The sequence below is a fragment of the Salibaculum sp. genome, from assembly GCF_035270045.1.
In the GTDB taxonomy this organism is placed as follows: Bacteria; Pseudomonadota; Alphaproteobacteria; order Rhodobacterales; family Rhodobacteraceae; genus Salibaculum.
This window is the reverse complement of sequence record NZ_DATFIP010000031.1, coordinates 14,318-29,906: the sequence shown is the minus strand read 5'-3', so window position 1 is coordinate 29,906 and position 15,589 is coordinate 14,318. Positions and strand designations below refer to the sequence as shown.

Here is a 15,589-nt window from a genome sequence, read left to right as displayed (position 1 = left end):
AATCCCTTTGCAAAGCTGCGCGTTTGCTCCTATACGCGCGCCAGCGGCACCTTGGTGCCCGGCACTTGAGACCGCTCCCTCCATGGGCCTTGTCTGGACGACATCCCGGCTCGCGCCTTGACCCATTCTTGAACAGGAGACCCCGATGTCGATTACCGCTGACGAAAAATCCAGGATTCTGAAGGAATTCGCCACGAAAGAGGGCGACACCGGCTCGCCCGAGGTGCAGATCGCGATCCTGACTTCGCGCATCACCACCCTGACCGAGCACTTCAAGACACACAAGAAGGACAATCACGGCCGCCGTGGCCTTCTCAAGATGGTGGCTCAGCGCCGCAAGCTGCTGGACTACCTGCGTGGCAAGGAAGAAGCCCGCTATCGCGACCTCATCAAGCGGCTCGGCATCCGCCGCTGAGACGGCCGTGAATGGAGTTTCCGAACGCTCGTGCAGAAATGCACGGGCGTTTCTCGTTGATGGCGGTGACTGCCGGTCGGCCTGTCACGCGACGGGCATGGAACATGTCTTGCCTTCCAACTCGAACCTGTAGTCGGCCACGAAATGCGCGGGGCCGGTGCCGATCCTGTCGTCGTACCGGGCGATAGGCGCCTCATTGGTCGCGCGTCTGTCGACGAGACCGACCGCCCCCAAACAGGCATGATCCACAGGACATCGCCGGTTATCATGTTGCCGCTTGCCATTGCCGCGGCATCAAGATCGGGAAACCCTGGCCAAGGCCCCAAGGGCGCAAACACCGCCGGTCTGAATATCACCACTTGCAGGAGCCGTAGCGCACCGCGCACATGCCCGCCGCAGTGCCACGCGGCATTGGCGACCGCCTGGTTGGTCATATCCGCGGCGCCGCGCGGATGCCATGTGGCTCGCGAGAGGCGGAACAGACGTCCGAAGCCGCAGCCCCAGACCCGCGCATTTACCGGCCTGAACGACCGGCGCTCGCGGATTGACCCGGCGACGAGAGCACCGCGATCTGCCAATGACCAGGCCCTGCACATGGGGTGATCGGACCCACGGGGTGGCACTGGCCGTTTCCCAGCCATGCCTGGGCGACTGCCCTCGCGCTCGGGGTCTGGCGACATCCGACCACCCCTTCCCCCATCCTGGTTTTTCATGTATTTCGCGACCATCTGAAACGTGACGCTCTAGACCCCGGCGCATGAGATGATGAGAGGGGTCGGCGGCAATGGGGCCGCCAATGACACGAGGGACCCGGAAGGCCGGGAGCGCCCTCAGACAGGAAACGATAGATGTTCAAAGAAGTAAAGAAATCGATCCAGTGGGGCGAAGAGACGCTGACACTGGAAACGGGCAAGATCGCCCGACAGGCCGATGGCTGCGTCATCGCCACATACGGGGAAACCTCGGTCATGGCCGCGGTGACCTATGCCAAGCAACCCAAGCCGGGAATGGATTTTTTCCCGCTGACGGTTCACTATCAGGAAAAATACTACGCCGCAGGCAAGGTGCCTGGTGGCTTCTTCAAGCGCGAGGCCCGTCCGACCGAGAAGGAAACGCTGACCGCGCGCCTGATCGATCGGCCTATCCGCCCGCTTTTCGTGCCCGGGTTCAAGAACGAGACCCTGGTCATGTGCACGGTGCTGTCCCATGACCTGGTCAACGACCCGGACATGATCGCGATGATCGCCGCCAGCGCCGCGCTGACAATTTCCGGCGCGCCCTTCATGGGCCCGATCGCCGGCTGCCGCGTGGGGTACGAGGATGGCGAATACATCCTGAACCCCGAACTCGACGACATGCACAAGCTGCGCGACAATCCCGAACAACGCCTGGACCTGGTCGTCGCGGGCACCAAGGATGCGGTCATGATGGTCGAGTCCGAGGCCTACGAACTGACCGAGGACGAGATGCTGGGCGCGGTCAACTTCGCGCACGAGCAGATCCAGCCGGTGATCGACACGATCATCGACCTGGCCGAGGACGCGGCCAAGGAACCCTTCGATTTCACCCCGCCCGATTACTCGGACCTCTACGCGATCGTGGCCGCCGCTGGCGAAGCCAAGATGCGCGAGGCCTACGCGATCCTCGACAAGCAGGAACGGACCACCGCCGTTTCAGCGGTCAAGGCCGAGATCATCGAGGGCCTGTCGGAGGAGCAGCAGGAAGACCCGAACCTGAGCGCCGCCCTCAAGAAGCTGGAGTCGACGGTTCTGCGCGGGTCGGTCGTCAAGGAAGGCAAGCGCATCGATGGACGCAAGCTCGACGAGGTGCGCGAGATCGTCTGCGAAACCGGCCTGCTGCCCCGCACACACGGATCGGCCCTGTTCACCCGTGGCGAAACCCAGGGGCTGGTTGTGACCACGCTTGGCACGGGCGACGACGAACAGATGATCGACGCGCTTGAGGGAACCTACAAGTCCAACTTCTTGCTGCACTACAACTTCCCGCCCTACTCGGTCGGTGAAGCGGGGCGCGTCGGTCCTCCGGGGCGTCGCGAAGTCGGCCACGGCAAGCTGGCATGGCGTGCTCTTCAAGCCGTCCTGCCCGCAGCGACCGACTTTCCCTACACGATCCGCCTGGTCTCCGAGATCACCGAATCCAACGGATCGTCCTCCATGGCTTCGGTCTGTGGCGGCTCGCTGGCGATGATGGACGCAGGCGTGCCGCTCAAGGCGCCGGTCGCCGGTGTGGCCATGGGACTGGTGCTGGAAGGCGATGGCGACTACGCAATCCTGACCGATATCCTGGGCGACGAGGACCACCTCGGCGACATGGACTTCAAGGTCGCGGGCACAGAGAACGGCATCACCAGCCTGCAGATGGACATCAAGGTCGCGGGCATCACGCCCGAGATCATGAAGAAAGCGCTGGCTCAAGCCAAGCAGGGCCGGATGCACATCCTGGGCGAGATGGGCAAGGCCCTCTCCGAAACCAGCGATTTCTCGATCCACGCCCCGCGCATCGAGACCATGCAGGTGCCCACCGACAAGATCCGCGAAGTGATCGGCTCGGGCGGCAAGGTGATCCGCGAGATCGTCGAAGTCTCCGGCGCCAAGGTCGATGTCAACGACGAGGGCATCATCAAGATCGCCTCGCCCAACGGCGAGGCCATCCAGAAGGCCTATGACATGATCCACTCGATCGTTGCCGAGCCGGAAGAGGGTCACATCTACAAGGGCACCGTCGTCAAGATCGTCGATTTCGGCGCCTTCGTGAACTTCTTTGGCAAGCGCGACGGCCTGGTCCATGTCAGCCAGATCGAGAACCGCCGCCTGAACCACCCTTCGGATGTTCTGAAGGAAGGCCAGGAGGTCTGGGTCAAGCTGATGGGCTTCGATGATCGCGGCAAGGTCCGCCTGTCGATGAAGGTCGTCGACCAGGACACTGGCGAAGAGGCCAAGCCGGAAAAGGAAGACGCGGACTAACCGCCCGTCCACCCGAAAACTCAAGAGCCCCGATCCAAAGATCGGGGCTTTTTTGTGCCGATCAGAAAGGTCGCAGCCGCTTCTGACGGCGCGGGCAGGACCAGGCGACACGCGCATGCCGCCATGCCCACCGAAAGCGCCGAATACCGCCAAGTCCACATTGAAACTGTAAACCTAGGCTGCTACCTACCGTGAAAACGAAATGTGACTGTTTGTGGAACTGTTCTTTGCCCCGGCTTTACCGTCCCCGAAAATTACGCGTGAACACACGCCCCTTAAGCCCCAAATCTTGGGCGCATATGCAGACATTCGACGCTTGGACCAGAAATCCCGAAGCCGCGCGTTCCTTTGACCTGAAAGAGTTGCGCCGTCCGTTGCAGCGCGTCCCGCACGCCGAACGCGGCGTCGAATGGACAGAGCGAGTTGTGATCGCTTATTGCCTAAAACGTGTGCGCAGCGCCAGGGTGCGTTCTTTGCGAAAGGACATCATTCGATATTGGGAAGAACAAGGGCTACCCGAAAAAGCTGAGGATTTTTTGGATCGGGTTGATATTGCTCTTGATTTCAAGAACCCCCATGCCAAGAATTATTTCATACAGTTCGCAGCTCAAGACAAAAGCAAGACTGCAAAGGAACTACTGAAACTCGTTTCAGAATTGCACGATGAGGGACAGCAGGTCTTCATCAATTCTGGAACATTGCTTGGTGCGGTTCGAGAAGGCTCATTCATTGGCCACGATGATGATATAGATTTAGGTTTGATCCTGAACGCGGCAAATGTCCAAGATGCTGTTAACGAATTCATTTCCGTTTACAAGCTGCTCGCTTCCAAGCTCGAATTCGAGATAAAAACTTCCTTCAATAGCCCGGTCTTGAAAATAACCTTGCCGAGTGATGTCGTTGTGGACCTTTTCCCGACCTGGATAATGAATGATAAGCTATTCATATGGCCGCATACATTTGGCGAGCTGGATAAGGCCGACCTGTTTCCGTTGAAAGCGATGGCGCTTAATGGCGTGGAATTTCCCGCACCAGCGAAGCCTGAAAAAATGCTTGCGCTGAATTACGGACAGGGCTGGGAAAAACCTGATGCAGATTTCGTTTTTCCTTGGCGCGAGGCGCGAAGTCGCTTCCGCAGCTTTCTAAGGACTTACTGGTGGGCGGTTCGAAGACTGGCCTTGTCAAAACTCTTTGAAAGGCGGTGACACAAGATGGGAACCGTTCTTACATATGGAACTTTTGACCTTTTTCATATCGGTCATGTCCGTCTCTTACACCGCCTTTCGAAATACGGGGATCGCCTGATTGTTGGCTGTTCTACTGATGAATTCAACGCTCTCAAGGGCAAGAAATGTGTCATGCCATATGAACATAGGTGTGAAATTCTGAATGCCTGCAAATTCGTGAGCAAGATCATTCCGGAAACCACATGGGAACAGAAAGAAGAAGACATCAGGAAAGAGAACGTTCAAATATTCGGAATGGGGAATGATTGGTACGGCAAGTTCGATCACCTCAGCCAGTATTGCAGGGTTGTCTATCTTCCCCGGACCGACGGGATCTCGACGACAGAACTGCGCGGACACGTTAATACGATGTTTCAGATGGGGTGATCCGGGCACATTTCGAAAACGCGCCGCCCTATGTGACGCGAGGGCGAAGGCGAAGAAAGGCCCCGCGCGGGGGCGAGACCTTTCCAATCGAGTGCTGTCCGGCTCAGCCCGGTTCCTTGACCCAACGCAGGTAGGGCAATTCGACCTTCATCTCGCCGAATTTCTCTTTCGCTTGAGCATCATCCAGCGACAGGGCCGCGATGACGTCTTGGCCCTTTTCCCAGTTGGCCGGCGTGGCGATGGGCGTGCCGTAGGTCGCCTGCAGACCATCCAGCGCGCGCAGCACCTCGGCAAAATTGCGGCCCACGGACATCGGGTAGGTCATCATCAGCTGCACTTTCTTGTCCGGGCTGATGATGAACACCGAGCGCACCGAGGCGGTATCGGCCGGGGTGCGGCCGTCGGTCAGATAGGCCTCGGCCGGCAGCATGTCGAAAGCCTTGGAGAGCTCAAGATCAACGTCGGCCACGATGGGGAAGCCCGCCTTGGTCTTGGCGTGGCCCTCGATGTCGGCCTTCCATTCCTTGTGCTCGGCCACATCGTCGACCGAGACGCCCAGCACCTTGGTGCCGCGCTTGTCCCATTCGTCTGCCAACTGGGCCACCGCGCCGAACTCGGTAGTGCAGACCGGCGTGAAATCCTTGGGATGCGAGAAGATGATCCCCCAGCTGTCGCCGAAGAAATCATGCAGGGCAAAGCTGCCCAAGTCGGTCTCGACGGTCAGGTTCGGGATGGTGTCGTTGATGCGCAGGGCCATGTCGGGCTCCTTCCGTTGCGGTTTCAAATCATTACAAGGTCTACATATATAATCGTTCTAAGTATGCCAGCCCCCGAGGGGCGGTTTGCCCACCGACGGTGACAAGGTGTCGCGCTGACAGCGTCCAAACGCGCTGCCGTGTCGGTCAGAACGGGCATTTCGCGCGAAACCGGACCCCTCTGCCCCCGTCGGGGTGTCGCAATTGGAGGGCCTCGGAATGCAGCATCAGACGCGTATGATCCAACGCGGCGCCACGGGCATAGAAGGGATCGCCCAGAATCGGGTGACCGAGTGCCATCATGTGAACGCGCAACTGATGGCTGCGCCCGGTCCTTGGCATCAGCCGCACGCGACTCTCGGCCGCGCCCGCTCTGACGACGCGCCAGTCCGTCATCGCCTGCCGGCCGGTCTCGTGATCTACCTTCTGGCGGGGCCTGTTGGGCCAGTCCACGATCAGCGGCAGGTCGACAATTCCAGTGCGGGGCGTCAGCCGCCCTTCGACGCGGGCGACGTAGGTCTTTTTCACCCGGCGCTTCTCGAACTGCTGGCCCAGGTGACGCTGGGCATGGGGTGTCAGGGCAAAGACCATCAGGCCCGAGGTATCCCGGTCCAACCGGTGCACCAGCAATGCCTGCGGAAAGGCATCCTGCACCCGCGCCAGCAGGCAGTCGGCCAGGTGCGGACCCTTGCCCGGCACTGACAGCAGGCCGGCGGGCTTGTCCACCAGCAGGATCTCGTGGTCGTCGTGGACGATCTCCAGCGGCGTGTCGGGCGGATCGTATGAAACTCTCATCGGGGCCTCCGGACCCCTCTTGGCGCAGGCATCGCCCGGGGGCAAGCCTATCGGGGCGGCCGGCGCATCCGACGCACCAGCGGCACGGTATAAATAACAAGCGCGGCCCAGATCAGTGGAAAGGCCACCATACGGGCGCGGCCCATCACCTCGTCGAACAGGGTCACGGCGATCGCGAAGACCATGGTCGGCACGATGTATTGCAGGATCGCGATGGTGGACAGGCGCAACAGCTTGGCTCCATTGGCATAGAACAGCAACGGCACGGCCGTGACGAGACCGCAGCCCAGCAAGAGCAGGGTGTCGGTTCCGGTGGCCAGGAAATGGCTCTCGCCCTGCGCGGTCAGCCACCCGAGGTAGATCACAGCGATGGGCAGGAGCATCAGAACCTCGAGGAAGAATCCCTGGTTCGGGCCAACGGGCAGGGATTTCTTGAAATAGGCATAGATACCCCAGCTTCCGGTCAGGCCGAGCGCGATCCAGGGCGGGCGCGCGGCATCCAGGAACAGAATCAGAACCGCCAGTGCGGCCAGCCCCACTGCGATCAACTGCGAACCGCGCAGCCGCTCCCCCAGAAGGATCGCCCCCAACATCATGGAGAAGAGCGGGTTGACGTAATAGCCCAGCGCGGCGTCCAGCGCCCGGTCGGTGGCGATGGCATAGACGTAGATCCCCCAGTTGACCGAGAGCAACAGCGCCGTCAGCCCTGCCATCAGCAGTGTGCGCCGATCGGCCAGGGCCGTGCGCAGATCGACGGTCCGCCGGCTGGCCACCAGCACGGCCCCCGCGATGGGAAGTGCCCAGAGGACGCGATGGGTCAGCACCTCGGTCACGGGGAGATGTGACACCAGCTTGAGGTAGAGTGGCAGCAGCCCCCATAGAATGTAGGCGGAGCCAGCCAAGGCCAGACCCTGAGGTGTGTCTTCATCCGGCCGGATCGCGGTGTCGGTCAAAGGCGCCTCCATCGCGGCCCATAGGCGCATGGGGCGGCCGGATTGAAAAGCCGTCGGACCATTCATTTTCGCGATCCCGGGGCGCGCGTTTCGTGATGCCTCCGATTCAGGCGATCTCGTGCCCGGCGACGGACAGGCGGCGGGCGATCTCGGCTATATGGGCCGGGCCTGTCTCACAGCAGCCGCCCAGGATAGTCGCGCCATGGTCCAGCCAGGACAGCGCGTGATCGGCATAGAGGGCTGGCCCCATGTCGCGGCGGGCCTGCAGGGTATCCGCCTTGGGATCGTCGCGCAGGAAGTCCTTGGTGATGCAGGTGAACGCGTTGCCGTATGCGCCGCAGGGCAACCCCGCGGGCGCGATGGCATCAAGGGCGGCGGGCATCGCTTCGGGGGCAGCGCAGTTGGCCAGGATCGCGTCGGCTCCCCCCTCGGCCATGGCGCGCGCGGCCTCGGTCACGGGCTCTCCCGAGCGCAGTCGGCTGCCGTCCTCGTCGTCCACGGTGAAACTGACCCAGACCGGCCTGCGGGCCGCCAGCGCACCTTCAAGGATCGCGCGGGCATGGATCAGGGAAGCGACCGTCTCGCACAGGACAAGGTCCACCCGATCGGCCATGTTCCGAGCGACCTCTGCATATTGCGGCACCGCTTCTGAATGGGCCGGGTGGGTTTCCGGACGATAGGTCGCAACCAGCGGGCCGATGGCACCGGCAACGCGGCCACGTCCCCGGGCGGCGGCGCGGGCCTCGGCAAGGGCGGCGGATTGAAGCGACTCGAAGCGGTCCTCGATGCCTTCTTTCACCAGCCGATCCCGCAGGATGGCATAGGTGTTTGTCGTGGCGATGGTGGCGCCGGCATCGAAATAATCTCGGTGTATCGCTTGCAACAAACCGGGGTGGTCCATCATCGCCTGCGTGGACCAGAGCGGCGTGGGGCTGTCCCCGGACCGTTTGACCATTTCCTGTCCGATGCCGCCATCCAGAAGCGTGACCCTCATGGATACATGCCCGCCAGCTTGGCCTTGTAGGCGGCGATCATCTCTTCCTCGGTGGAGCCGTCGTCGTAGGGAGGACTAGTGAGAGGCTTGACCGCCTCGATGTCAATCATGACGAGCGTTCCGATCCTGTCCGCCAATGTGCCCCAGGTGTCTTGCCACCGGCCGATGAGAGCCTCGAACCCTTCGGTTCCGCAACGCAGCATCCGGGCCTGCCCGCGCAGGCGGGCGCCCTTGCGGGTCAGGATGTTGACGAAAGTCACTTCACATTCGGGGTTGGCCGTCAGGTTCGTAACCGTGCCAGGAGACCGGATGTCGCCAAAAGCGATTGTCCTTCCATCCAACACGAGAAAAGTCCCCTTGGGAGAGACTGCCGGGCGGCCACCCGGCGTCACCGTGGCGACGAATCCCAGTGGAAAGCGGTCGATCGTGTCGCGAACGTGGTCATTGATCACCTGGCCGTCCTCCTCGTCATGGTGCGCCGAAAACCGCCCGCAGGATGGCGGCCAGTTCCCGGGCGTCGGTTTCGGCAAAGGCGTCGGGCCGGTCACTATCGATGTCCAGCACCCCGATGACCCTGCCGGCCTTGTCGAATACCGGCAACACAAGCTCCGACTGGGTCGAGCTGGCACAGGCGATATGGCCCTCAAAGGCCTCGACATCCGGAACCAGTTGCGCCGCGCCCGTGCGCGCAGCGGCGCCGCAGACGCCACGGTCGAAGGGGATCTGCAAGCAGCCGTGCCCACCCTGGTAGGGGCCGATCTTGAGAAGGCCCGGTTCGGTCACACGGTAGAAGCCGGTCCAATCGAAGCGATCATCTGCGTGGTGAATTTCGCAGACCAGCGTCGCCATCAAGGCGACCACGTCGGTCTCGCCCTCGGTCAGCGCGGCGATGGTCCCGGCAAGCGCCGGATAGTCGATCATGTGAGTTCCATTGCGATGGCCGTGCCCACGTCCCCGCGGATCCGGATTGCGGTCATTCCGCGCTGCAAGCCCCGCGCCTCAAGCGCATGCAGCAGGGTCACGATGACGCAGGCGTCAGAAGCTCTGGTGGTATGGCCTAGCGCGCCGGCACCGCCGTTGTGGTTCATCATATCCTCGACCGACCAACCGATCCATTTCAGCAGTTCGCGCGCCGCCGGCACCGGCGCGGTGGTGAACCATCCCGGTGCCTCGCCGCGTTTTTCTCTCTCCCGTTCGATGCGGCGGCAGATTCCGCAAAAGCGCCGCAATTCCACCAAGCCCCCGCCGCGAATCCCCGGCATCAACGAAGCTGTAGCTGCATAGGCTTCCCTCGGCGTCGCGTGAACAGCCCCCACCCAGTGCGTGGCGCCGAGGTCTTCCTGTTTTCAGGTGCTGATGGTATCCGAGGCGGGAGCGGGGGACCAGAGGCGTTCCATTCACGATATCCCATCTCTTGGCCAGGCGGCGGTTTTCGCCAAGAACGGCAGTCGCGCCCCGTCGCACCCCTAGGACACCATCTTGGCCCTCGACCTGCTTGAACGGGCGGAAATGCCCTGGACGCGTCCATAGCGGAGTAGCGTCCCTGGGAATCCGCGAGCCGCAATTCACACGCACCGGCGGCGATGCCTTGTGCTGCCTGTTTTCCCTGCCGGGCTCGGACGAGGCGCGGGCGCTCGACACCTCGGGTCGCAGGCCACCGTCTTCGATGCCGAGGCGGCCCGGTCATTAAGAGCCTTGCACGGTCAGGGACAGGCGCACGTCCTGCCGGTATGCGGCCCCTGACCGGCCAGGGATTTCGCGCGCCCCTGCGGTGCGCGGCCCGCCAAGAGCACAAAGCCCCATCGGCGGCGCCCAGGCCATCCGCACCCGACCCGATGGCACCCTCGACGGGGCTAGAAAGCCGCGCGATGAAGGGGTCGCCTTGAGTACTGAGGCCGAGAGACCGGGCCTCAGTTCAACTGGAAATGCAGCGGATAGTACCCGTCCTCGAATGGGCCGAAAAGCTCGCCCAGATCGGGGTGATCCACCGGCTCGCCGGAATAATCCGCGACAAGGTTCTGCTCAGACACGTAGGCGACGTAGTAGGACTGGTCGTTCTCGGCCAACAGGTGGTAGAATGGCTGGTCCCTCGCGGGTCGCGCCTCTTCAGGGATGGATTGGTACCATTCCTCGGTGTTGGCGAATTCGGGATCGACATCGAATACAACACCGCGAAACGGATGCTTGCGGTGACGGACGACTTGCCCGAGATAATATTTGGCGCGCATTTTCATCATGGTCGTTCAGCCCCTCCCTGACTACTAGAGCGAACAGCGCCCGATGTCCATGAATCGGGGCATAAATCATGGGAAACAGTCTGTGAACCTCACCCTGACAGTGCTCGGGGTTTCGGCCCCGACGTTCCTGCTCACGGCGATCGGTTTTGCCTTTGTCAAGCTGGGTTCGAATGCCGGACGCAGGTCCTCGCCGGCCTGTTGATGACACTCGCGGTGCCTTGCCTGATCTTCGTGTCGCTGATGCAGCCCGCGACCGAGGCACAGCCCCTCGAGACCCTTTCGCAGGCCGCGCTGGCCGCTCAACGTCCTGCGCGAACCTATGCCCGGCGCGGATTCGAACGCCGTGGCAAGGCTCGTCTTGGCGTCGGCCCGGCGTTCGGTGCTCTATCTTCCGCTCATCCCCGCATTCGTGAACGGCCTGGCAGCGATCGCATATTCCCAGAGCGCCGGCGATCGGCTAGAGTAACCAAAACAAACAAGACAGCGAGAGGCAGATGAGCAGACTCTTTCGCGCCGGACTGATCCTGTTAATCCTTGGCAGCTGTGGCGCCCGGGAGGGCAGCGCGCCCCGTGACCTGGAAAACGCCTGTTCCATCCTGGAGGAACGGCCCCATTACACGCGTGCCTTCCGCGCCGCAGAGCGCAGCTGGGGCGTGGACACCCACGTCCTGATGGCCATGATCTACCAGGAAAGCAAGTTCATCTCGGACAACCGCCCGCCGCATGTCTACGCGCTGGGCGTGATCCCGACGGGGCGGCAATCCTCGGCGCTGGGCTACAGTCAGGCGCTGGACGGCACCTGGGCGGAATACGAGCGCGATCGCGGAGGCCGCGGCGCGCGGCGCACCGATATCCGCGACGCGGTCGACTTCATGGGCTGGTACATGACCGCCACGGTCGAGGAAACGGGCGTTTCGCTCGACGATACTCGCAACCAGTATTTGGCATACCACGAAGGGCGCACCGGGTTTAACCGAGGCAGCTATCGCGGCAAGGCCTGGCTCATGCGCATCGCCGACGAGGTGGACCAGCGTGCTGTCCTCTACCAGGCGCAGCTGCGCAACTGCCGGGCCTATCGCTGAAGCGCCGGGCGCCCCCGCCCGCTCATTCCGGCCACGCGCGCATTTCGGCCTGGATGTTGAATAGGATGTTCGGCACCTGCGCCCCGGTGACCAGATCACCCAGCACGACCGTCGTCTGGCGCCCGGTATCATCGGTGATGACCCATTGGCGCAGCTGCACCGGGTCGTCCGTGAAGACCAGCTGGATACTGCCATAGTCCGGGTTCTCGGGGTCCTGGGCGGTGACGCTGGTGGTGTTGCCGTCACTCGTGTGGGCAGTGACCATGTTGGTCCGAGCCAGGTCGATATCGTCCTGCAGAATGATCTTGAGCGGTGTTTCCCGCAACGGGTAGCGATCCGGCCCGGTGTTCGAACGCGGGTCGAAAACCGCGAGCTGCCCACCCCCGGCGATCACCATGGCCTCTTCCGGGGGGTCATATTCGAAACGGATGCGACCCGGTCGCCGGATGTAGATCCGCCCAGTCGAAATCGTACCGTCGGCGTTGATCTGGGTAAACTCCCCCTCGGCGGTGTCGAAGGAGTTCAGGTAGCCCGAGATCTCGTTCAACGAGATTTGCCGCGCGTGGCCCGGGGCGGCGGTCAGCCCGGCCATGATCAGCGGAACGGCGAGAAAAAGAAGGCGTCGGGTTATCTTGCTCATGGGACCTACCTAATGTGGCGCAGGCGCCTTTGCACCCGTCGGACAGGGCCGAAGATAGCCGCGTGCATGTTGTTAGGCGATTTCACGCCAGTCGTTATCGGATATCGGGTGTGACGATCGACCATTTCGAGCCCACCCCAGACTTTCACCCCCGGCACGGCAATCCGCGGCTTGATTGAACGCGTGCTCCTTCTGGTTCCGCAGAGCGACCGGTGATCCCGCGCTACGCCTGCTCAGGCACCAGGATTTCACGCTTGCCGACGTGGTTGGCGGGTGACACGACGCCTTCGTCCTCCATCTGTTCGACCAGGCGCGCGGCCTTGTTGTAGCCGATGGCCAGCTTGCGCTGGATATATGAAGTTGAACACTTGCGATCCTTGGCGACGATGGCAACCGCCTGGTCATAGAGCGCGTCCTCACCCCCGGTGTTGCCGCCCAGGCCGAGCACCGCGTCGATGTTGGCCTCTCTCTCATCGTCAGGCCCTTCGACCACACCCGACTTGTAGTCGGGGGGGCCGAAAGCCTTGAGGTAGTTGACCACTTCCTCGACCTCTTCATCGGAACAGAACGGCCCGTGCACGCGCGTGATCTTGGACCCCCCTGCCATGTAGAGCATGTCGCCCATGCCCAGCAACTGCTCGGCCCCTTGCTCGCCCAGAATCGTGCGACTGTCGACCTTCGATGTCACCTGGAAGGAAATCCGCGTCGGAAAGTTGGCCTTGATCGTGCCGGTGATGACATCGACCGAGGGCCGCTGCGTGGCCATGATCAGGTGAATGCCGCTGGCTCGGGCCATCTGCGCCAGGCGCTGGATACAGGCTTCGATCTCCTTGCCCGCGACCATCATGAGGTCGGCCATCTCGTCGACCACGACGACGATGTAGGGCATCTTCTCGGGCGCCATTTCCTCGGTCTCGAAGACGGGCTCGCCAGTCTCATCGTCAAAACCCGTCTGCACCGTGCGGGTGAACATTTCGCCCTTGGACAGCGCATCCGCGACACGGCCGTTGTAGCCCTCGATATTGCGCACGCCCATCTTGGACATCTTGCGATAGCGTTCTTCCATCTCGGCCACGACCCACTTGAGCGCGACAACCGCCTTTTTCGGGTCGGTGACGACCGGCGACAGCAGGTGCGGGATGCCGTCATAGACCGAAAGCTCCAGCATTTTCGGGTCGATCATGATCAGGCGGCATTCGTCCGGCGACAGCTTGTAGAGCAGCGACAGGATCATGGTGTTGATCGCCACCGACTTGCCCGATCCCGTGGTCCCCGCGATCAGCAAGTGGGGCATCTTGGCCAGGTTCGCCACGATCGGGTCGCCGCCGATGTCCTTGCCCAGCGCAAGCGGCAACTTGTGGTTGCCGTCGCCGTAATCACGGGTCGACAGGATTTCTCGGAAGGCGACCATCTCTCGGTTCTCGTTGGGCAATTCAATACCGATGACCGAGCGGCCCGGCACGGTGGACACCCGCGCCGAAAGCGCCGACATCGACCGCGCGATATCGTCGGCCAGCCCGATCACACGGCTGGCCTTGAGGCCCGGGGCCGGTTCGAGTTCGTACATCGTCACCACCGGCCCAGGGCGCACGCTTACGATCTCGCCCTTGACGCCGTAGTCGTCCAGCACGGTTTCCAGCATCCGGGCATTTTCCTCGAGCGCTTCGTCCGACAGGTGATGGCGGGTGATCTCGTCAGGCGAAGTCAGCAGGTTCAGCGGCGGATGTTCATAGGCCGCCGCCGAGTCCTCGAATTGCAGGCTCGGCTGAGCCTCGGCGCGGGCCTGCGTCGATGGGGGCGCGGACTTCTTCGCGGGGTGCTGGACCATCTTGCGCGGCTCAGCGGCGGCCGGGCCGTCGGTCTGGAAGAGCGGCGCGGCGGTCAAGGGGCGCGCGCTGTCGGGAACCGCCTGTTCCGTGGCCTGTACGGGCGGCTCGGGCGGCAGTTCCGCACCCGGAGCCTCTTGCGTGTTGCGCAATGTCAGTGGTTGCGGCCCGGTGGGCTGTGTCACCTGCGGCTCCTGGCGGCCGGCCACCGCGGCGCTGACCGCCGGATTCACCCCGGGCCTTGGTGCGGTGCGCTCGGCCGGGGCCTTGCGGGCGCGGATGGCATCGCTGATCCGCGCGCGAATACGGTCATCATCGGCGGCGGGCAGATCGTGGGCGGGAACGACGTCATCGACCAGTTCGGGCTCGGGCATGGGGTCGGCAGGGCGCCTGCGCAGTCGTCCGGGCATCCGCGCGAAGAGTCCGCCGGCCTCGGGTGTCGGGGCGGGGGGGGGGACGTCATCATCGACCGGGTCGAAATCCTCGTAGCGCGGCAAGTTGGCCGAAGGCACACGGCGCACCATGACCGCGTCGGCAACGTTGGACGGCTCCGCTCGGGGCTCGGATCGGTCCGCAAGCGTCGTGGCGCGGCGGTCCTGCCGCCGGGCGCGCAGCGCTTTGCCGCCCCGCACAATGCTCCTCGCGCCGCCGGCGAGCCCGCGCAGAACCAGCGAATAGGACAGCACCAGTCCGATAATGAGTAGCCGGGCCAGCGACCGGACCTCGCGCCGGGTGAAGCCCAGCACGAAGGTCCCGACGACAAGCACGCCGAGACCGGTTGCTACGGACGTCAGCTTGAGCGCCCAGTCCGTCGGCATCGGCAGCATTGTCAGCGCGATCGAGAGCACCGTGTCTCCGAAAAGCCCACCCAGACCGAAACTGTGCGCCCAGCCCGGCCCGGTCGTCAGGGTAGAGGCGTGGATCGCCAGCAACGCCACGGCGATGGGTGCAAAGACGACCCGACCCGGCCCGCGCTGCGGCACCCGGTGCAGGACCAGCCTGATCCCCCACGCCAGAAACACAATGGCGATCCCAACCGAGGCCCAACCCATGATCATGAAGACCGGCGCCGCGATCATTGCCCCGTAGCGCCCCAGCCAGTTGCGGACGGGGGCATCTGTGGCGGCCAGGAAACTGGGGTCCTCGGGCGAATAGGACAGGAAGATAATCGCCACCGCGATCCCAAACGTGACAAGGGCAATGCCCAGCAGTTCCTTGCCACGCCGTTCAAGCGCCGCCTGCATCTTGCTGTCGAGAAGCGGGTCTCTTTGACGGGACTGGTAGGACGCCATGTT

At 62.9% G+C, this 15,589-nt stretch carries 14 protein-coding genes and 1 pseudogene; 5 read left to right on the top strand and 10 right to left on the bottom strand.

Going from position 1 to position 15,589, the window contains the following annotated elements:
- Window positions 1-145: 145 nt before the first annotated feature.
- The 4 genes from rpsO to VJ897_RS05040 all read left to right on the top strand — a co-directional run bounded on the left by rpsO (window position 146) and on the right by VJ897_RS05040 (window position 5,012).
- Window positions 146-415, top strand: a complete 270-nt coding sequence (rpsO, locus tag VJ897_RS05055) for a 30S ribosomal protein S15 (protein WP_324053836.1) — start codon at window positions 146-148, stop codon at window positions 413-415.
- A gap of 848 nt (window positions 416-1,263) precedes the next feature.
- On the top strand, window positions 1,264-3,399 hold the full coding sequence (gene pnp, locus VJ897_RS05050; RefSeq protein ID WP_324053834.1) for a polyribonucleotide nucleotidyltransferase: 2,136 nt from the start codon (window positions 1,264-1,266) through the stop codon (window positions 3,397-3,399).
- 299 nt (window positions 3,400-3,698) lie between these two features.
- The gene (locus VJ897_RS05045) at window positions 3,699-4,604 is read left to right on the top strand and encodes a LicD family protein (protein ID WP_324053832.1); all 906 of its coding nucleotides are present in this window, start codon (window positions 3,699-3,701) and stop codon (window positions 4,602-4,604) included.
- A gap of 6 nt (window positions 4,605-4,610) precedes the next feature.
- Window positions 4,611-5,012: an adenylyltransferase/cytidyltransferase family protein gene (locus VJ897_RS05040; RefSeq protein WP_324053830.1), complete on the top strand. Its 402-nt coding sequence runs from the start codon at window positions 4,611-4,613 to the stop codon at window positions 5,010-5,012.
- Window positions 5,013-5,115: 103 nt separating this feature from the next.
- Here the strand turns inward: VJ897_RS05040 and VJ897_RS05035 are convergent, their stop codons facing one another.
- From VJ897_RS05035 to hspQ, 8 genes and pseudogenes are all read right to left on the bottom strand, one after another.
- Window positions 5,116-5,769: a peroxiredoxin gene (locus VJ897_RS05035; protein ID WP_324053828.1), complete on the bottom strand. Its 654-nt coding sequence runs from the start codon at window positions 5,767-5,769 to the stop codon at window positions 5,116-5,118.
- Between the two features lie 145 nt (window positions 5,770-5,914).
- Window positions 5,915-6,562, bottom strand: a complete 648-nt coding sequence (locus tag VJ897_RS05030) for an RluA family pseudouridine synthase (RefSeq protein WP_324053826.1) — start codon at window positions 6,560-6,562, stop codon at window positions 5,915-5,917.
- A 47-nt stretch (window positions 6,563-6,609) separates the two neighbouring features.
- Window positions 6,610-7,545: an EamA family transporter RarD gene (gene rarD / locus VJ897_RS05025; RefSeq protein ID WP_324053824.1), complete on the bottom strand. Its 936-nt coding sequence runs from the start codon at window positions 7,543-7,545 to the stop codon at window positions 6,610-6,612.
- A gap of 76 nt (window positions 7,546-7,621) precedes the next feature.
- The gene (locus VJ897_RS05020) at window positions 7,622-8,509 is read right to left on the bottom strand and encodes a homocysteine S-methyltransferase family protein (RefSeq protein WP_324053822.1); all 888 of its coding nucleotides are present in this window, start codon (window positions 8,507-8,509) and stop codon (window positions 7,622-7,624) included.
- Window positions 8,506-8,961: a pyridoxamine 5'-phosphate oxidase family protein gene (locus VJ897_RS05015; RefSeq protein WP_324053821.1), complete on the bottom strand. Its 456-nt coding sequence runs from the start codon at window positions 8,959-8,961 to the stop codon at window positions 8,506-8,508. The genes VJ897_RS05020 and VJ897_RS05015 overlap by 4 nt, the downstream gene beginning before the upstream one ends.
- Before the next feature lie 16 nt (window positions 8,962-8,977).
- Window positions 8,978-9,430, bottom strand: a complete 453-nt coding sequence (gene msrC / locus VJ897_RS05010; protein WP_324053819.1) for a free L-methionine (R)-S-oxide reductase MsrC — start codon at window positions 9,428-9,430, stop codon at window positions 8,978-8,980.
- Window positions 9,427-9,681, bottom strand: a pseudogene (locus tag VJ897_RS05005) (acetyl-CoA C-acetyltransferase); the annotation flags it as partial. The pseudogene VJ897_RS05005 and the gene msrC, both read right to left, overlap by 4 nt.
- A 738-nt stretch (window positions 9,682-10,419) precedes the next feature.
- On the bottom strand, window positions 10,420-10,746 hold the full coding sequence (gene hspQ, locus VJ897_RS05000; RefSeq protein WP_324053817.1) for a heat shock protein HspQ: 327 nt from the start codon (window positions 10,744-10,746) through the stop codon (window positions 10,420-10,422).
- A gap of 494 nt (window positions 10,747-11,240) precedes the next feature.
- On the opposite strand from hspQ, the gene VJ897_RS04990 reads away from it, so the two are divergent.
- Window positions 11,241-11,828 carry a transglycosylase SLT domain-containing protein gene (locus VJ897_RS04990; RefSeq protein WP_324053815.1) on the top strand — a complete coding sequence of 196 codons (588 nt, stop codon included), beginning with the start codon at window positions 11,241-11,243 and terminating at the stop codon, window positions 11,826-11,828.
- Window positions 11,829-11,850: 22 nt separating this feature from the next.
- On the opposite strand, the gene VJ897_RS04985 is transcribed toward VJ897_RS04990, so the two are convergent.
- Together VJ897_RS04985 and VJ897_RS04980 are read right to left on the bottom strand one after the other, a co-directional pair.
- The gene (locus VJ897_RS04985; RefSeq protein ID WP_324053813.1) at window positions 11,851-12,468 is read right to left on the bottom strand and encodes a LolA family protein; all 618 of its coding nucleotides are present in this window, start codon (window positions 12,466-12,468) and stop codon (window positions 11,851-11,853) included.
- Between the two features lie 223 nt (window positions 12,469-12,691).
- Complete coding sequence (locus VJ897_RS04980) at window positions 12,692-15,586, bottom strand: DNA translocase FtsK (RefSeq protein ID WP_324053935.1); 2,895 nt, start codon at window positions 15,584-15,586, stop codon at window positions 12,692-12,694.
- Window positions 15,587-15,589 lie beyond the last annotated feature (3 nt).